We start from the raw sequence: 17,575 nt of genomic DNA on the forward strand, positions 1-17,575 counted from the left end.
CCGCACCGGAGCGACGGCTCCCTGCGTGCCGCAGCGAGCTGCGGAGGCCTCCCCCGGCCCCCGGACCCGCCGGCGCGTCCGTCCCGTCAGGCCGAGTGGCGCCACCTGCGGCCGTCCCGGGCGATCAGCGCGTCGGCCTCCGACGGACCCCACGTGGCTGCCTGGTACAGCGGGATGGGCCGCCCTCCTCCGGCCCAGTACTGCATCACCGGGTCGACGATGCGCCAGGACCGGGCGACCTCGTCGGCGCGGATGAACAGGGTGGGGTCGCCGATCAGCGCGTCGAGGATGACCCGCTCGTAGGCGTCGGGGGACTGCTCCTCGAAGCTCTCGTAGGAAAAGTCCATGGACGCCTTCTGCACCCGGAAGGCGTGCCCGGGCACCTTCGCGCCGAACCGCAGGCTCAGTCCCTCGTCGGGTTGCACGCGCACGATCAACGCGTCGGGCTCCAGACCCTCGGCCGTGCCGGGGAACAGCGGGAGCTGCGGCGGGCGGTGGAACTGCATGGCGACCTCGGTGAGCCGCGCGGGCAGCCGCTTGCCGGTGCGCACGTAGACGGGTACGCCGGTCCAGCGCCAGTTCTGGACCTCCAGCCGCATCGCCACGAACGTCTCGGTCGCGCTCAACGGGTCGACGCCGGGCTCGTCCCGGTAACCGGGCATCAGGTCCTCGCGGGTGCCCCCACGGGTGTACTGCCCGCGCACCGCGTTCGCGGCGATCTCCGCCTCCTCGTCCAACGGCCGGATCGCGCGCAGCAGCTTGACCTTCTCGTCCCGGATGGCCTCCGAGTGGAAGGACGTGGGCGGTTCCATGAGGAAGAGCGAGAGGACCTGCAGGACGTGGTTCTGGACGATGTCGCGCATCGCGCCGGTGGTCTCGTAGAACCCGCCTCGCTCGCCGACGCCCAGGGTCTCGGCGACGGTGATCTGCACGTTGTCGACCCAGGTCCGGTTCCAGATTGGCTCGAAGATCGAGTTCGCGAACCGGAGAGCCAGCAGGTTCTGCACCGTCTCCTTCGCGAGGTAGTGGTCGATCCGGAAGATCTGGTCCTCGACGAACGCCGAGGAGAGCTCCGCGTAAAGCTCCCGGGCGCTGGTCTCGTCCCAGCCGAACGGCTTCTCGATGACCGCGCGGATGAAGCTGTCGCCTGCGGGCACGGATAGTCCTGCCTTGCCGAGGCTCACCGCGATCGGCCCGAACAGCCGGGGTGGAGTGGCGAAGTAGTAGACCCGGTTGCCGGCGGTCCCGTTCCGCTGGTCGCACTCCGCCAGGACCTCGGACAGCCGCTGGTAGGTGGCCGGATCGTCGTAGTCGCCGCTGACGTAGCGGGCGGCCGCCGTCAGGTCCTCCCACCGCGGGGGACCGTCCCCCGACACGCTGCGACGGCACCGGTCCGCGAACTCGTCGTCGGTCATGGGCGTGCGGGCGACGCCCACAAGCGTGACCTCCGTCGGGAGGGCCCCGTACCCGGCCAGCCGCGCGAGTGCGGGCAGGAGCTTGCGGGCGGTGAGGTCTCCCGAGGCGCCGAAGATCACCAGGGCACACGGCGGAGAGCGACGATCTGTAGTGGCGTTCATGCACCGGGAGGATGCTCGGATCGACCGACCACGGACAGGCTTTGACCCCGGAGCTCGTGCGCCGGCCGCCACGGGCCTCCCGCCGTGCAGACACGGGCTGTCCGAGGGCCGGGTCGGCACCCGGCCCGGCGTCCTCGGCTCCACCGGGGCCGAGAGCCGGCTGCTCGACAGGCCGGGTCGGGCCGAGCGCTCCTCCCCGCGGAGCGGGTCGGTGGCGGGTCAGGTCGACCGCCGGGTCACCAGGTGCGCGACGGTCGGCCAGGGCTCCCCGCGGCAGGGACCTACCGACCGGGCCGTCGTGGCGGGTCGCCGGTCCGCCGTCGTGCTCCGCCCGCGCGAGGTGCGCTCAACGCGGGGAGCACCATGCCCCCCACCGGGGCGACGTAGACCGTGAACAGCCTCGGCAGCAGCAGGAGCGCAGCGATGACCAGCAGGAGGACCACCACGGCGATGGCCGCAGTGGCCCACGGGCTCCTGCGCGGCCGGGCGCGTCCGGCTGCCCCGTCCGGCTCGACGTCCCCGTCCACCGCAGCGGTCTCCCGGTCCGCGGCACCGGGTGCGGACGGCGACGGCTCCTGGGGTGCGCTGGTCGCGGCCGTGACGTCCACGGGCCGGTCGCGGTCGGGGGCGTCCGCGGCTCCTCGGGGCGACGGGGCCGGACCGCCGCCGACCGGTGGCCGAGGACTACCGGAGGTGCCCGCAGCCACTGGCCGGTCGGGCCGGCCGATCGTGCCGCGGGTGGGGGCGACGATCCGCTCCGCGCCCGACACGACCGGCATCCCGTCGGCGGAGAGCCAACCGGGCCCCCACGCCCGGGTGCCCGCCTCGGCGAGCGCCACCCCGAACGACGCCGCGGTGGCGGAGCGCTCCCCGGGGTCGGTCGCCAACCCGCTCATCACGACTTCGGCCACAGGGGCCGGCACGCCGGCGGCCACGTCCGCGAGCGGGGTGGGCGCCTCGTACGCGTGCTTGAACAGCAGCGACATGGCGTTGCCGTCGGCGGTGAACGGCAGGACGCCGGAGAGCAACTCGTAGAGCATCGTGGCCAGGGCGTACACGTCGGTGGCCGGTGACAGCTCCCCGCCGCGCACCTGCTCCGGCGCCATGTAGGCAGGGGTACCGACCACCTCCCCGGCGCGGGTCAGGAGCGTCTCGGTGCCGCCGACCACCTTGGCTATCCCGAAGTCGGTGACCTTGATGGCACCGCTCGCGGCGAAGAGCATGTTCTCCGGCTTCACGTCGCGGTGCAGCACCCCGCGCTCGTGCGCCGCGCTGAGCCCAGCGGCACACGCCAGGGCGATCGCGACGGCGTGCGGGGCGGTGAGCCCGGTGGTGGTGGAGCGGTCCCGCAGGGTGCCTCCGGGCAGCAGCTCCATCACCAGCAGGCAGAGGTCCTCGCGCTCGACGAAGTCGTAGACGGGTACGACGTGCGGGTGGTCCAGCGAGGCCAGGACGCGGGCCTCGGCCGTGAAGCGTCGGCGGACCGCCACGTCGGCCGCGACCGCCCTGGGCAGCTGCTTGATCGCGACCCTGCGGTGGAGCTGGCGGTGCCGAGCGGCCAGGACCACCCCGAAGCCGCCCTGCCCGAGCACCTCCCCGACGTCGTACGCCGGGAGCGCATCGGCGATGAGCTGCCGCTCGGGCTCCATCGGTCAGGTCGGGACGGAGACGGGGGGTGGAGAGCCGGGGGCCGAGCCGGCGTCCGCGCCCATCGCGTGCGAGGCCTGCGGACCCACCACGTCGACTCCTCACTGTCGCCCTCTGGTCAACAGCGCCAACGAGTTCACGATCGGCGTGAGCAGCCTACTCCCGGCCCCTCGGCTCCTCCGCTCCCATCGCGGCGGACGTGCGGTGCGCGCTGCCCCGGGAGTGGCTCGGGTCGACCACCGTCGCCGGCGGTCCTGGTCGGTCGGGGCGCTCGGTCGTAGCGTGTGCCTCTCCGATCGGGGTGCGCGGGACCGAGGGTGTGGCCCGACCTCGCGAGCCGCAGAGGAGCGCAGATGGGCGATGAACGGGTCCGGGTCGGCGTCGAGGCCGGTGCAGGCCTGGTCGCGCGGTTCGGGGAGGCCGTGGTCCTGGTCGCGCCGGACACCGCCGCTGACGACGTCCCGACCGGGGAACTGCTGCACCTGGTCGAGACCGCCGCGTCCCAGGCCGGGCCACCGGGGGCCGCGGTCGCCGCGGGCCTGGCCGCCTGGATCAGCGGCCGGACGCCGGCCGACTCTCCCGCGTTCGGCCTCGTCGCCCCCGTCGACGACGGCGTCGTCGTCTTCCTGCGCGGCGCGGTGTGGGCGGAGCTCGTCGGCTCCGGGGCGACGCGGCAGCTCTCCGGACGCCAGGCGCTCACCTGGGTCGACCAGGTCGTTCCGCTGCCCTTCGACCGGGTGTCGATCGGCAGCGAGGCGGAGGGGCCGGTGCGGGTGCACCCGCGGTCCGACCTGCGCGCCGGCGTGGTGCCCGCGCGGGGGTTCGTCCTCACTCCCTCGGGCGGGAGCCCGGCGGCGGCCGAGGAGATCGGCTCGGCAGCGGCCGGACGGGTCGGCACGGCGGAGGCAGCAGAGGCCGGATCCGAACGGGTGGACCCGCGGGACCGGACCACCACGACGCAGACGCTGACGCCCGGGCCCTCACCCGCGCCGAGCGCGGACCGGGTCACCCCCGTGGCACCGGCCGGTGCCCGCGCCGAGCCGGCGGAGCCCGGGCGGCAGGACGCCGCGACGGCCGGCGCACCGCTCGAAGACCAGCCGGCGGACACCGGGGCCACCGTGCTGGCGGCGCCACCCGTGGGCGCGTTGGTCTCCGAGGGCGGACCCACCGTCCTGTTGGACCGGGACTACGTCCTCGGCCGGGAGCCGCACAACGACCCGTCCGTGCAGGCCGCGTCGGCGTCACCGGTCGTCCTGCACGACCCGGAGAACCTGATCTCCCGGGTGCACGCGTACGTCTCGGTCGCCGCCGGCTCCGTGTACGTGCGCGACGCCCCGTCGGTCAGCGGCACCTACGTCGCGGCCCCTGGGGCGGAGGACTGGACCCGCGTGGACCCCGAGCCGACCCGGATCCTGCCGGGGTGGAGCCTGCGGGTCGGCAAGCGGGTGTTCGTCTTCCAGTCCACCGGAGCCACCCGTCACGGCTGAGCGGGACGGCCGCGCGCCTTCCTGGCGGCGGCCGACGACGACCCGTGCTCAGGCGCGCGCCGGCTGGGAGACCGGGCTCCGCCGGCCGACGTCCTTGAGCACTTGCCAGTGCCCGCTCCGCAGGGCGGCGAGGACGGCGTCGTCGAGTTCCACCTGCTTCTTGACCGCCGAGGTCACCGCCACGACGTCCTCGGGGTGGTGCCCGAGGACGATCCCCCCGACGACCCGGTGCTGCGAGATGACCAGCCGCCGGTACGAGGGACGCGACGCGTCCTCGACGACGACCACCTCGTCCACCGGCTCCGGCTGCACGCGGCCGATCGAGAAGAGGTCGAGCCCTACTCCCTTGAGGATCGTGGCGGGCACCTCGGCCCTGAGCACCTCGTCGCCGCCCAGGGCGTTCACCGCGGCGACCTCGCCCTGCTTCGCCGCGACGGGCCACAGGCCCAGCACCCTGCCGCCGTGCTCGGCGACGTCGCCGGCGGCGTACACGCCCGGGACGCCGGTCCACATCCGGTCGTCGACGACGACGCCCTTGTCGACCGGGATGCCGGCACGCTTCGCCAGGTCCACGTTGGGGCGGATGCCGACCGCGGCCAGGAACAGGTCACACCGCAGTGCCCGCCGGTCCTTGAGCGCGACCCCGGTGACCCGCTCCTCACCGGCCAGCGCGACGGCCTCGGCGCCGTACAGGACCTGCAACCCGATGGTCCGGAGGTACTCGTCGACCAGTTCGCTGCAGCGCGCGTCGATCTGGCGCGACAGCAGCCTCGCACCCCGCTCGAGCACCGTCACGCGCAGACCGAGCTCGAGCAGGGAGTGTGCGGCCTCCAGGCCCAGCAGGCCACCCCCCGAGACCACGGCGTCACGGGACGCGTGCTGCTGGGCATAGGCCCGGATGTGCGCGGCGTCGGTCGCCGACCGCAGCACGAAACTGCCCGGTCGGCCGAACCCGGTGACCGGGGGCTCGACGCTGCTGCTGCCCGTGGCCAGGATCAGTCGGTCGTAGGGGAGCACGTCTCCCGTACCGAGGAACACCCGCCGGGACTCCAGGTCGATCCGGGTGGCGACGGTGTTGAGCCAGGCGGTGATCTGGTGCTCGTCGTACCACTGCTCGGGCAGCAGGAAGAGGCCCTGCATCGCCGACCGGCCGTAGACCAGCCGCGAGATCCCCATCCGGTTGTAGAGCACGTGCGGCTCCTGCCCGACGACGTGGATCTCGCACTCGGGGTGCCCGCGGCGGACGAAGTCGGCGGCGGTGACACCCGCGATCCCGTTGCCGAGGACCACCACGCTCACGATCGACCGGTCGAACTCGCGCGGCAGGGCGCCGTCGTCGGCGGTGCCGGGCTCGGGGGTCAGGGAGACCGTGACCACTCCGGACCCGATCCGCGCAGAGCAGGCCATCCGCGTGTTCGGCGCGAACCCGAGCCGGCGCAGCGTGTTCAGCTCCTCCTCCTCGGGTGCCGACAGGCACGACGCACCGTCGAGGACCGCGACCGGGTCGGCGCCGCACACCCCCATGCGGCAGCCCGCCTCCAGCGGCAGGCCCGTGCGCTCAGCGACCTCGAGCAGGCTCGTCCCGGCCTCGGCGCTCACCGGCCCGGCGGCCTCGGCGAACCGCACCTCGCCGCCGTCGGCGTCCCCCTCCTGCTGAACGGCCTCCGGCGACGGCCGGCTGACGGGGACGACCGGGAGCTGCCTGCGCTGGCCGGCGGCGACCTCCTCGTCGTACTGGCGTGCCTTCACGGCGGTGCGGGCGATCCAGAACACGCAGAGGACCAGCACCAGGGCGAGGACCAGCCAGCGCAACCAGGGCGCCTGGATGCCGGTGATCGTCGCGAACGAGCCGGCGAGGACCACGCCGGCGAACCAGTAGAAGATGGTGATCGCGGCCGACGCCCACAGCGCGATGGTGACCGCGGTGCGGAGCGGCAGGAGCGCCTCCGCCGCGTAGAACAGCCCGACGCTGCCGAGGAAGTAGAGGGCCAGCTGCCCGTAGGTCGACGTCAGCGGCTGGCCACCGGTGCCGGCCAGCGTGAAGAAGCCCAGCACGAAACCGGGCAGGGCCGCGACGAACAGCTTCCGCGGCGCGGTCCACACCGGGTCGTCCTCGTGCAGGTCGGCCTGATAGGCGCTGATCGGCTGGAAGTCGTAGCAGTTCTTGGTGCAGGCGACGCAGGGCTGGCAGTGGCTGTTGGGCACCCTGACGACCGGCGTCTGGCCGTAGACCCGCTGCAACGGCAGCAACGGGCAGATCTGGCTGCACCAGCCGCTCTTGCCCTTGAACAGCAGACCGCCGAGGAAGGCGGCGGCGATGATCACCGACAGCAGCACACCGGTGGCCGGACCGCTGCCGTTGAACACCGCCAGGCGGGCACCGGCGATGCCGAAGAACAGGACCATCGCCACGATGAAGGCCCGTCGCTGCCACCACGACGGGATGGTGGACCCGCGGGTGAAGCCGAGGACCCGGGGTGCCTGGTTCACGGCGGCCAGGGGGCAGATGTTGCGCCACAGCCCGGGGGCCACGAAGAACAGGATCGGCAGCAGCGGGACGACCACGTCGAAGAAGGCGAAGAGCCCACCCGCCGGCCGGACGAACAGCGCGACGACCAGCGCGACGTAGGCCAGCACGCTCACGACCCGGACCGCACGCCACGCGCCGGGCGGGACGCGTCTGCGCATCTCGGTGTAGACGGGGAACACGGCCTCCCCCGTGCGCGGCGTCCGGCCCAGCGCCCGGTCCCACGCCACCGAGAGCCGCGAGGGAGCGGTCGGGACGGCGGGTGGCGGTGGCGGGGGCGGGACGGCGTCCCCCGCCCCTGCGAGCACGGTCGCCATGGCCGCAGGTGCCGGGGCGCGCTCGGGCCGGCCGATCACCAGGATCTCGGTGGCCCCCAGGCGGACGACGTCCCCCTGCTCGAGGACCACGCGGCCGTCGACGCGCGTCCCGTTGACGAACGTCCCGTTGCGGCTCTCCAGGTCGACGAGCGACAGGGCGACCGGGCTCGGCACCAACCTCAGGTGGCGGCGGGACACGCTCTGGTCGGACAGGTCCAGACCCCCGGACTGCCGGCCCACGTCGAGCGCGCGGGTCAGCACCACGCGCCGGGGCTCCTGCCCGGGTTCCCTGATCTCGATGACGGGAGAGCCGGCCATCCGGACGTTCCTTCCCACGCGACCCGATCGTGACCCGGGTCCTTCAGAAGTGGAATCCCGTGGTGGTGAACACCCACAGCGATGAGGTGAGCCACAGCCCGACCACGCCGGTGAACAGCGCGCCCCCCGCGGCCGGCACGACCCATCGCGGCCGGTCGCGACGGGTGAGCACGAGCATCTTCACCACGAAGGCGCCGTAGAGGAAGCAGCCCAGCAGGGAGTGCACCAGGACCCGGGGCGAGCCACCCTGGAACCCCAGGGCGTAGAGGCAGTGGACGGCGACCGGCACGGTGAGCAGCACCGAGACCCGCCCCGACCAGCGGTGCACCGTGCGGACCCCTGCGCTCGCGGCCGCGTCGTACATGCGACCGGCCGTGAGCAGCTGGACCACGGCGAGGACGGCGGCGGCCGTGGTGAGCCACGTCTTCACGTAGAGCGGGCCGGAGAACCCGACGACGTTGAGGGCGTACCCGGCCGGCTCGTGCTCCCGGCCGTAGACCCCCAGTCCGACGGCTACGGCCGAGCCGACCAGGACGAAGACGAGCAACGGCAGCCGGTAGCGGTCACGCGTCGCACCAGCCGTCTCGTGGGTGACGGTCATGACGGTGGCTCCCCTCGCGCACGGGAGGTGCGTCGGCTGTCGGCGGCCCGGCCCACGTCACTGACCGACCACGGTGGCGACCCCGTCGATCGGGGTGGCCTCGTAGGCGGTCCCGTCGAGGGTGAAGCTGTTGTCGTCCAGGTCGAGCCGGGGCGCCGGCCTCCGGTTCCCGTCGACGTTCGTGATGCCGACCTGCGTCCCGTCGGGCAGCACCACCCAGCCGATCCGGGTCGCCAGGCCGTCGATCGTCGTCCGGGCCTCGTAGATCCCGGCCGGCGGCTGCGCCTCGTCCGCGGAGAACGGCCAGCCCTGCCCGGTGCTCGTCGTGACGGTGCCGGACATGGTCCCGGCGGAGACCGTCCCGGTGAGCGCGGCGGTGTTGCGGCCCGTCAGCGAGACCTGGTCACCGGTCACCGAGCCCTGCAGCCAGGTCTCGACGGTGTCGCCGTCGCACAGGTACGCCGCGGCCCGGTCGCCGTTGACGGCGACCGCCACGGTCGCCTCGCCCCCGCCGGTCCGACCGGCGTACACGGCCTGCAGAGCCGTCGGCTCGGCCGGCGAGGACGGCGCGGCCTCCGACGGCGACGGCGATGGCGAGGACGGGACCGGCTCCGTCCACGTCGGTGCGCTGTAGTCCGACGAGCTGGTCGGCGCGGTGGCCGGCCCCACCAGCGCGTTCACCCACAGCAGGACCCCGGCCACGACGATGACCGAGGCCAGGGTGAGCAACGGTCCTCGGGTGCTCATCGCCGTGCCTCCGTCCCTTCCGACTCGGAGGTGGGCGGCCACCCGTCGGCCCGGCCGAGCGGCCGACGCGAGGCGGAACCTGCGCGGAAACGGTCCCACGACCCACCGCGACCGTGGAGGTCCTTAAGCCCCTGGTCGGTTCGGGACCCTGACCTGGGCTGCGTGGTCACCCCCGCCACGTCGGACGACCCGGACCGATCGAGTGGCCGCACGGGCGGCCACGATGGTCCCTGGACGGCTTCCGGGTCGGCGGCGCGCGCCCACGTCCGTGCCGACCTGATGAACGCGGAGAACCGGGCGCCCCACGGCGGCACCCGGAGTGGCGCGGTCCGTCCCCTCCGCCGGCGACACCGCCGGTCGGGCGACCCGACCGGACGACGGGAGGGGCACATCCACCTCCCTGCCACCTCAACGTATAGCGCCCAGGGGGACTTGTGGCAAGGCCCGGGGCGGGCCGCAGAATCACCCAGCCGAGGCCGTGACCTGCGGAGATGACGCCCGCGGGGGCGCGCGGTTCGCCATCCCAGACACCGTGCTGCGCGCCGCGGTCGTCGAGCGGCACCAGATCGGAGTGATGACGTGAGCCCCCTGACCACCAGCGCGTTCGACCTCCCCGACCACCTCACCGCCAAGGCCGCCCCGGCGCTGATCGCCGGCGACGAGCAGCACTTCGCGGCCATCGCAGAGAGCCTCGGGCAGTCGATCGCCGACCTGTCCGACCGCCTCGACACCCAGCGGAGGGCGCCCGGCGGCACCGGCCAGGAGGCGCTCGACCGGGACCTGGAGGTGCACCGGCTGACCGCCCGCCTGCGTGCCCTGCGTCGCTTCGGTCTGGACCTGTGCCTCGGGCACTTCGTCCGCGAGGACGACCCCGAGCCCGTGTACGTCGGCCGGCTGGGCCTCACCGACAGCACGGGTCGCCGGCTCCTGGTGGACTGGCGCTCCCCCGCTGCCGAGCCGTTCTTCGGCGCGACCCACGGCAACCCGATGGGTCTGGCCAGCCGCCGCAGGTACCGGTGGTCCCGTGGCCGGGTCACCGACTACTGGGACGAGGTGTTCACCGCCGACGGGTTCACCGGGCACGCCGCCGCGCTCGACGACCAGTCCGCCTTCATCGCCAGCCTGGGCAGCAGCCGCTCGCCCCGGATGCGCGACGTGCTCGGCACCATCCAGGCCGACCAGGACGCCATCATCCGCGCGGGGTCCCAGGGCGCCCTGGTCGTCGACGGCGGTCCGGGTACCGGGAAGACCGTCGTCGCCCTGCACCGCACCGCCTACCTCCTCTACGCCGACCCCCGCCTCGGGCACCGCCGGGGTGGTGTGCTGTTCGTCGGCCCGCACCAGCCCTACCTGGCATACGTGGCCGACGTGCTGCCCAGCCTCGGCGAGGAGGGCGTGCGGACGTGCACCCTGCGGGACCTGGTCCCCGAGGGAGCGGCGGCGGGGGTCGAGCCCGACCCGCACGTGGCCCTCCTGAAGTCGTCCGCGCAGATGGTCCGGGCGATCGAGACGGCCGTGCGGTTCTACGAGGAGCCGCCGAGGAAGAGGACGACGATCTCGACCCCGTGGGCCGACGTCCGGCTGAGCGTCGACGACTGGGCCGAGGCGTTCGAGGGACCCGATCCCGGTACACCGCACAACGAGGCGCGGGACCAGGTCTGGGAGCAGCTGCTCACGATCCTGGTGGACGCGCACGACGACGAGGACGTGTCGCCCGGCCAGGTCCGCGCCGCGCTGCTGCAGGACGGGGAGCTGCGGACGGCCTTCGACCGCGCGTGGCCGCTGCTGGAGCCGACCGACCTCGTCGGCGACCTGTGGTCGGTGCCCGCCTACTTGCGGAAGTGCGCCCCCTGGCTCGGCGCCGACGACGTCCGGGCGCTGCAGCGCGCGGACGCCCGGGCCTGGACGGTGTCCGACCTGCCGCTCCTGGACGCCGCCCGGGAGCGGCTCGGCGACCCCGGGGCGTCCCGGCGCCGCCGCCGGCAGGAGGTCGCCGTCCTGCGCGAGCGCGAGCGCATGGCCGACGTCATCGACGAGCTGATCGCGGCCGACGACTCCGAGCTGCTGCTGATGACGAGCCTGCGCCACCACGACCTCCGGGACGCTCTGGTCGACCAGGCCGCGCTGCCCACCGCCGACCCGGACCAGCTCGCCGGCCCGTTCGCCCACGTCGTCGTGGACGAGGCCCAGGAGCTGACCGACGCGGAGTGGCAGATGCTGCTGCTCCGCTGCCCGTCCCGGAGCCTCACCGTCGTCGGCGACCGCGCCCAGGCCAGGCACGGCTTCCCGGAGTCCTGGCAGGAACGGCTCGAGCGCATCGGACTCGACCGGATCACCCTGGCCTCGCTGACCATCAACTACCGGACGCCGGACGAGGTCATGGCGGAGGCCGAGCCGGTCATCCGGGCCGTGCTCCCGGACGCCAACGTGCCGACCTCCGTCCGCAGCAGCGGCGTCCCCGTCGTCCACGGGTCCGTCTCGGAGCGGGACGGGATCCTCGCCACCTGGCTCGCCGCGCACGCGGAGGGGACCGCCTGCGTCATCGGCGACCCCGCGTTCCCGGCGACGTCCCGCGTCCGGTCGCTGACCCCGGTGCTGGCGAAGGGGCTCGAGTTCGACCTGGTGGTCCTCGTCGACCCCGAGGGGTTCGGTGAGGGCACCGAGGGAGCGGTCGACCGCTACGTCGCGATGACCCGCGCGACCCAGCAGCTCGTCGTCCTGACGAGCTCCTGACGTCGGCCGGCACGACCGGCACCGGCATGCGGGCCGGTGTGCCGATCGTCGACGGGCGGGAGCCTGTCCGGCATGACGACTCCTCCGGAGCCGCGCAGGGTCCCGCCGGCCGGGGTCCTCGCGCTCGTCGGGCTCCTGTCCGTCGCCGTCGTGTCGGTGCTGGTCCTCGCTCCCGCCCAGCCCCGTGGCCCGGGCGCTCCGGCGGCGGCGTTCAGCGCCGTCCGGGCGATCGACGAGCTCGAGCAGGTCGCCGTCGCCCCCCGCCCGGTCGGGTCGGTCGAGCACGCCAGGGTGCGCGACCACCTGCTGGCCACCCTCGACGCCCGCGGGTGGCGCACCGAGGTCCACCAGGCCGTCGGGGCCACCGACTTCGGCGAGCCCGGCACGCAACCGGTGGCGCTGGTGCGCAACGTCGTGGCGACCCTGCCGGGTACCGACCCCACGGGGACCGTGCTGCTCGCCGCCCACTACGACACGGTCGCCGCCTCGCCGGGGGCGGCCGACGACGGCCTGGGGATGGGGGTGCTGCTCGAGATCGCCCGGACCCTGACCGCCGAGGACGCCCCGCCACCTCGCAACGACGTCGTGGTCCTGCTCACCGACGCCGAGGAGGCCGGACTGCTGGGGTCCGAGGCCTTCACCCGCGAGCGTGCGGTCTCCCTCGGGACCACCGTGGTGCTCAACCACGAGGCGCGCGGCGCCTGGGGCACGCCGACGACCTTCCGGACGACGTCGCCCAACGGCGCCCTGCTCGACGCCCTCGCCCGCGCCCCCGGGGCGATGGCGGAGTCCGCCTCCGAAGCGGCCTTCGAGGCCCTGCCCAACGACAGCGACCTCACCTCCTTCGCGGCGGCCGGGCTGCACGGGTTCGACACGGCCATCTCGGCCGGCGGAGCGCACTACCACTCGCCCGTCGACGACCTCGAGCACCTGAGCCCCGCATCGGTGCAGCAGATGGGCGAGGTCAGCCTCGCGGTGACCCGGCACCTCGCCGCCGCCGACCTGACGGCGGTCCCCCGCGGCGCCGAGCAGGTCGTGACCACCCTGCCGTGGGGGTTGCTGCGCTACCCGCAGGGGCTGGAGGCCCCCCTCGCGTTCGCCGCCCTCGCCGTCGCCGTCGTGGTGCTGGTCCTGCGCCGGCGTCGGCGAGCGCTGACCCTGCCCCGCACCGCCCTGGGCGCCCTGGGGGCGGTCGTGGCGCTCGCCGTGGCCGGCCTGGCCGGGTGGGGCGTGTGGTGGACCGCGCTCGCGATCGACCCCGGGCAGGCCTCCGCGGTGGTCGGGGAGCCGTACCGCCCCACGCTCTACCAGGCGGCGGTCCTGCTGGCGGCGGTCGGTGCGGTGCTGTCGGTGGTGGGGCTGTTGCGCCGCTGGACGGGGCTCGACGCCGTGGCCGTCGGGGCGGTGGTCGTCCTCGCGGTCACGGGTGTCCTGGTCGCCCTCACCGTCCCGGGCGTCTCCGGGATGCTGGTGCTGCCGACCCTGTGCGCTGCCGCCGGGGCCGTCGTGCACGACCTCTCGCCACGCCGGTGGACCGGTCCGCGCGCCGCGGCGGTGCTCCTGGCGTCCGCGGCGGCCGCCGTGCTGCTGGGTCCCGGCGCCTGGCTCGGCTTCGACGTCGGCATGGGGTTGGGCGGGCCGTTCAGCGCCGTGCTCGCCGGGCTGCTCGTGCTCCTGGTGCTGCCGGTGGTGAGCCTCGCCTGGCCGCCACGGGCCGACCGACAGGGGGCTCGGCGAGCGGCCTGGCGGACGGCGGGGACGCCGGTGGCGCTGCTGGTCCTCGCGGCGGTGCTCACCGCAGCCGGGCTCGTCGTCAACCGCGAGGGCGCGACGCCACCGCGCCAGGAGCAGCTCCTCTACGGTCTCGACGCCGACACCGGCCAGGCGCTGTGGGCCTCCTGGCGGGAACCACCCAGCGCGTGGAGCGCCTCGCTCCTGACCGAGCCGCCGGCCGCGCTCGACGACGTCCTCCCCCACACGGACGGGCGGGTGCTCGCGCACGGGCCGGCCCCGGCCGTGGCCCTGCCACCCCCCGAGGTCGCCGTCCTCTCCGACACACGGCGCGGCACCGACCGCGAGCTCGTCCTGCGGCTGCGTTCGGCGCGCGGCGCGCCCGCGGTGGGCCTGTGGGTGGACGCCGCCGGCGCCTCCGTGCGCGGGGCGCGCGTCGCCGGGCGCGACCTCCCGGTGCACGGGCCCCGCGGGCCCTGGGACCTCGGGTTCGTCCTCGAGGCGGTGCCGGCCGACGGCGTCGAGGTCCGCCTGCTGCTCGACCACCGTGCCGACCCCCTCGTCCTGCGGCTCGGCGACCGCAGTGCCGACCTCGGCCTCGTGCCCGGGTCCGCCCCGCCGGACGGGCGCCTGCTCGTCACCCCGGAGCTGTGGGTGACGCGGACGGCCCGGCTGTGAGGACGACCCGGCCCGTCGACGCGTCGTGTCGGCCGCCGTCGACGCACCGCGGTGGATCGGCGCGAACGGGCTCCACCCCCGTGCCAGGCTCCGGGCATGGCCTTCGACCTCCACCGCGCCGATGGCGAAGTGATCCGCTTCGGCAACGACGCCCGCTTCAGCTTCACCGCCACCGGTCACCTCGTCGTGTACGACGCCGCGGGCAACAAGACGCTGTTCAGCCACCACAGCTGGAACTGGCTGGAGGAGCCGGTCCCCCCGCCCGCGGAGTGACCGACCTCGCCGGGCAGCCGCCTCCGCGCCCCGGCGCAGACCCCGGATCGGGTCCCGGCGGCTGACGGCCGGGGCGTGCGAGGCTCGGCGGGTCCCCGACGAGAGGTGGCCCGCGTGCCGTCCGAGATCGAGACCGCCGCCCGCGTGCAGGGCGTCCTCGACATCCCGCTCAACCGGTTCCTGGGCATGCAGCTGCGCGACCCGGCGGACCCGTCCGCCGGCGTCTGGTTCCCCGTGGGCCCCAGTGCCCAGAACCAGGCGGCGGTGCTGCACGGCGGTGTGGTGACGACGCTGCTCGACACCGCGAGCTACCTCGCGCTCCTCCCCCAGCTGTCCGACGCCGAGCACGCGGTGACCCACGACCTCACGGTGTCGCTGCTCCGGCCGGTGGCCGCGGAGGAGCGCGTCGACGTCACCGCGACCGTGCTGCGCCGCGGCCGCGCGGTGGCGTTCATGCGCGCCGAGGCGACCGTGGGCGGCGAGCTCGTCGCCGCCGCCCAGGTCACCAAGAGCGTCGTCCGGCTGCGCTGATCACCACAGGGACATCGACCGCCGGAAGATGCCGGCGATGTCGTCCTCGGTGACCTCGCGGGGACAGGTGGCCAGCAGCCGCTGCTGCTTCATCGTGCCCTCGACCAGGTCGTCGACGTCGGCCTCGCCGAAGCCGACCGCGCCCACGCCGTTGGGGATGTCGATGTCGCGCATCAGGTCCGTCAGCACCATGGGCAGGAAGTCGACCGCGTCCGTCGGCAGGCCGGCGTTCGGCGCCAGCAGCTGCGCCGCGCGGACGTGCCGGTCGGGCGCCGCCTCGAAGGTGAAGCGGAAGGCCTCCGGCGCGGTCAGCGCGACCGACATCCCGTGCGGCACCATCGGCTCGTCGGCCGGGTAGTCCTTGGGGTGGAAGTCCTTCACCTGGCCCGCGATCGGGTAGGCGTTGGCGTGCGGGATGTGCACGCCGGCGTTGCCGAAGCCCATGCCGGCGAAGGTCGCCGCCATCGACATGTCGGTGCGTGCCTGCACGTCGTCCCCGTGCCGCACCGCTCGCCGGAAGGAGCCGGCCAGCAGGGTGAGCGCCTTCTCCGACCACATGTCCGAGATGGGGTTCGAGCCGCAGTAGGGCACCCGCGCCTCGGGCGTCTTGTGCTCGTAGGTCGTGTACCAGCGCGCCGTGTAGCTCTCCAGGGCGTGGCAGAGGATGTCCATGCCCGACGCCGCGGTCACCCCGGGCGGCTGGGTCAGCGTGAGGTCCGGGTCGATCACGGCCAGGGTCGGGCGCAGCATCGCGTGGCTGATGCCGGTCTTCACCCGCGCCGCGATGACGTCCATGACGCAGATCGTGGTGCTCTCCGAGCCGGTGCCCGTCGTCGTCGGGACGGCGATGAGCGGCTTCAGCGGCTTCGACGGCGCCTGCCCCTTCCCCACCGGCGCGTTGACGTAGTCCAGGAGCTCGCCGGGGTTGGTGGTCAGCAGGTCGATCGCCTTGGCCGTGTCGATGCTCGACCCGCCACCGACGGCGACGAAGGCGTCCCAGGGCCCGGTCGAGCGGGCCTCCTCGATGGCGGCGACGAGGCTGACGTCGGTCGGCTCGACGTGCACGCCGTCGTAGACCCGCGCCTCGATGCCGAACTGCCCCATCTGGTCGGCCACCCGCTGCGGGATGCCGGTGGCCGCGAGCCCCGTGTCGGTGACCACCAGCACCCGCTGCACGCCGTACCGGCTCAGGTCGTGACCGATCTCGTCGGAGGCCCCGCTCCCGAACTTCAGCAGCGGCGCCCCGTAGGTGAAGACGGACTCGGGGTTGGCGGGCGAGACGGTGCTCATGACGTCCCTCTCTGCGGTTCGGACGGCGGTCGGCGCGGTGCTCGGTTGCACCGAATGTCGCACGCCGGTTGTGGTGGCCACCACAGCGGCGACATCATCCACGGCACCGCCCCGCCCGTCCGCGCGACGGCGCATCTCCCAGCCCAGGAGGCACACGTGACCGACACCCCCGCCCCCGACCTGACCGAGCTCCTCGAGGACTCGCCGACCAACTGGGGCAAGTGGGGGGACGACGACGAGGTCGGCTCGCTGAACTACCTGGGGCCCGAGCAGGTGCTCGCCGCCGCCCGGCTGGTCACCTCGGGCAAGGTCTTCACCCTGCAGCGGCTGATCGGCGACCCCAAGGGCGACCCGGTCTGGCCCGGCCGGACGCCGGCCGAGCGGACCCAGATCCTCGACGAGTCGACCTGGGACTCCCCCGACGCCCCGCAGTTCCCCGGCGGCCTGCACTACGCCGACGACAAGATCAACGCCTTCCTCCAGGGCTCCACGCAGTACGACGGGCTGGGCCACGTCTGGTACGGCGGGAAGATCTGGAACGGCTACGACGCCCGCACGACCATCGGTGGCCTGGACAAGGCCAGCGTCGAGCCGATCGCCCAGCGCGGCGTCGTCGGCCGGGCGGTGCTGCTGGACATGGCGCGCTTCCGCGGGAAGGACACCCTCGACAAGGGCGAGACCTTCACCCACGAGGACCTCGAGGCCTGCGCGAGGGCGCAGGGCGTGGAGATCCAGAAGCGGGACATCCTGCTCATCCGGACCAACTTCCTGCAGCTGTTCTTCGAGCAGGGCGAGGCCTTCTACGAGGGCTTCAACGAGCCGGGCCTGGTCTACAGCCCCGAGCTCGTGCGGTGGTTCCAGGACATGGAGATCCCCAACCTGGTCACCGACACGATCGCCAACGAGGTGACCTTCGACCCCGACACGGGGGTCGCCCTGGTCCTGCACAACGCGCTGATGCGCAACCTCGGGGTCACGCTGACCGAGATCGCCGACCTCGAGCAGCTCGCCGCCGACTGCGCCGAGGACGGCCGGTACGCCGTCCTCTACGTGGCCGCGCCGCTCAAGGTCGCCAAGGGCAGCGGCTCCCCGGTCAACCCCGTCGTCATCAAGTAGGA

12 protein-coding genes are annotated in these 17,575 nt (G+C 74.1%); 6 read left to right on the top strand and 6 right to left on the bottom strand.

The window, feature by feature from the left end; all coding sequences use genetic code 11:
• Nucleotides 1-86: 86 nt before the first annotated feature.
• Together zwf and BMW27_RS06805 are read right to left on the bottom strand one after the other, a co-directional pair.
• Nucleotides 87-1,577: a glucose-6-phosphate dehydrogenase gene (zwf, locus tag BMW27_RS06800; RefSeq protein ID WP_091440995.1), complete on the bottom strand. Its 1,491-nt coding sequence runs from the start codon at nucleotides 1,575-1,577 to the stop codon at nucleotides 87-89.
• Nucleotides 1,578-1,858: 281 nt separating this feature from the next.
• Nucleotides 1,859-3,226 (bottom strand): serine/threonine-protein kinase, encoded by a 1,368-nt coding sequence (locus tag BMW27_RS06805; RefSeq protein WP_091440997.1) that lies wholly within the window; start codon nucleotides 3,224-3,226, stop codon nucleotides 1,859-1,861.
• Between the two features lie 351 nt (nucleotides 3,227-3,577).
• Between BMW27_RS06805 and BMW27_RS06810 the strand changes: the two genes are divergently transcribed.
• Nucleotides 3,578-4,711 carry an FHA domain-containing protein gene (locus BMW27_RS06810; protein WP_091440999.1) on the top strand — a complete coding sequence of 378 codons (1,134 nt, stop codon included), beginning with the start codon at nucleotides 3,578-3,580 and terminating at the stop codon, nucleotides 4,709-4,711.
• Nucleotides 4,712-4,759: 48 nt separating this feature from the next.
• On the opposite strand, the gene BMW27_RS06815 is transcribed toward BMW27_RS06810, so the two are convergent.
• From BMW27_RS06815 to BMW27_RS06825, 3 genes are read right to left on the bottom strand one after another with little or no spacing between them, the layout of a single operon-like run.
• A complete protein-coding gene (locus tag BMW27_RS06815) occupies nucleotides 4,760-7,873 on the bottom strand; it encodes an FAD-dependent oxidoreductase (RefSeq protein WP_091441002.1) in 3,114 nt (1,037 codons plus the stop codon).
• A 43-nt stretch (nucleotides 7,874-7,916) separates the two neighbouring features.
• A complete protein-coding gene (locus BMW27_RS06820) occupies nucleotides 7,917-8,474 on the bottom strand; it encodes a DUF6529 family protein (protein ID WP_091441005.1) in 558 nt (185 codons plus the stop codon).
• A 57-nt stretch (nucleotides 8,475-8,531) separates the two neighbouring features.
• Nucleotides 8,532-9,221, bottom strand: a complete 690-nt coding sequence (locus tag BMW27_RS06825) for a hypothetical protein (RefSeq protein ID WP_139206839.1) — start codon at nucleotides 9,219-9,221, stop codon at nucleotides 8,532-8,534.
• Between the two features lie 579 nt (nucleotides 9,222-9,800).
• Between BMW27_RS06825 and helR the strand changes: the two genes are divergently transcribed.
• The 4 genes from helR to BMW27_RS06840 all read left to right on the top strand — a co-directional run bounded on the left by helR (nucleotide 9,801) and on the right by BMW27_RS06840 (nucleotide 15,167).
• On the top strand, nucleotides 9,801-11,954 hold the full coding sequence (gene helR, locus BMW27_RS06830) for an RNA polymerase recycling motor ATPase HelR (RefSeq protein WP_091441011.1): 2,154 nt from the start codon (nucleotides 9,801-9,803) through the stop codon (nucleotides 11,952-11,954).
• Nucleotides 11,955-12,026: 72 nt separating this feature from the next.
• Nucleotides 12,027-14,363 carry a M28 family peptidase gene (locus tag BMW27_RS06835; RefSeq protein WP_091441015.1) on the top strand — a complete coding sequence of 779 codons (2,337 nt, stop codon included), beginning with the start codon at nucleotides 12,027-12,029 and terminating at the stop codon, nucleotides 14,361-14,363.
• Nucleotides 14,364-14,459: 96 nt separating this feature from the next.
• Complete coding sequence (locus tag BMW27_RS23260) at nucleotides 14,460-14,636, top strand: hypothetical protein (protein WP_175486392.1); 177 nt, start codon at nucleotides 14,460-14,462, stop codon at nucleotides 14,634-14,636.
• A gap of 114 nt (nucleotides 14,637-14,750) precedes the next feature.
• Nucleotides 14,751-15,167, top strand: coding sequence for a PaaI family thioesterase (locus BMW27_RS06840; protein WP_091441523.1), 417 nt, complete (start codon nucleotides 14,751-14,753; stop codon nucleotides 15,165-15,167).
• Here the strand turns inward: BMW27_RS06840 and BMW27_RS06845 are convergent, their stop codons facing one another.
• Nucleotides 15,168-16,457: a hydroxyacid-oxoacid transhydrogenase gene (locus BMW27_RS06845; protein WP_091441019.1), complete on the bottom strand. Its 1,290-nt coding sequence runs from the start codon at nucleotides 16,455-16,457 to the stop codon at nucleotides 15,168-15,170.
• A gap of 156 nt (nucleotides 16,458-16,613) precedes the next feature.
• On the opposite strand from BMW27_RS06845, the gene BMW27_RS06850 reads away from it, so the two are divergent.
• Nucleotides 16,614-17,573, top strand: a complete 960-nt coding sequence (locus BMW27_RS06850; RefSeq protein WP_217638054.1) for a cyclase family protein — start codon at nucleotides 16,614-16,616, stop codon at nucleotides 17,571-17,573.
• Nucleotides 17,574-17,575: the final 2 nt, after the last annotated feature.

This window comes from Geodermatophilus poikilotrophus (assembly GCF_900111455.1).
In the GTDB taxonomy this organism is placed as follows: domain Bacteria; phylum Actinomycetota; class Actinomycetes; order Mycobacteriales; family Geodermatophilaceae; genus Geodermatophilus; species Geodermatophilus poikilotrophus.

Excerpts from the sequence above, each read along its gene's own strand:
- zwf (WP_091440995.1), bottom strand. The coding sequence starts at position 1,577 with ATGAACGCCACTACAGATCGTCGCTCTCCGCCGTGTGCCCTGGTGATC.
- BMW27_RS06805 (WP_091440997.1), bottom strand. The coding sequence starts at position 3,226 with ATGGAGCCCGAGCGGCAGCTCATCGCCGATGCGCTCCCGGCGTACGAC.
- BMW27_RS06810 (WP_091440999.1), top strand. The coding sequence starts at position 3,578 with ATGGGCGATGAACGGGTCCGGGTCGGCGTCGAGGCCGGTGCAGGCCTG.
- BMW27_RS06815 (WP_091441002.1), bottom strand. The coding sequence starts at position 7,873 with ATGGCCGGCTCTCCCGTCATCGAGATCAGGGAACCCGGGCAGGAGCCC.
- BMW27_RS06820 (WP_091441005.1), bottom strand. The coding sequence starts at position 8,474 with ATGACCGTCACCCACGAGACGGCTGGTGCGACGCGTGACCGCTACCGG.
- BMW27_RS06825 (WP_139206839.1), bottom strand. The coding sequence starts at position 9,221 with ATGAGCACCCGAGGACCGTTGCTCACCCTGGCCTCGGTCATCGTCGTG.
- BMW27_RS06835 (WP_091441015.1), top strand. The coding sequence starts at position 12,027 with ATGACGACTCCTCCGGAGCCGCGCAGGGTCCCGCCGGCCGGGGTCCTC.
- BMW27_RS23260 (WP_175486392.1), top strand. The coding sequence starts at position 14,460 with ATGGCCTTCGACCTCCACCGCGCCGATGGCGAAGTGATCCGCTTCGGC.
- BMW27_RS06845 (WP_091441019.1), bottom strand. The coding sequence starts at position 16,457 with ATGAGCACCGTCTCGCCCGCCAACCCCGAGTCCGTCTTCACCTACGGG.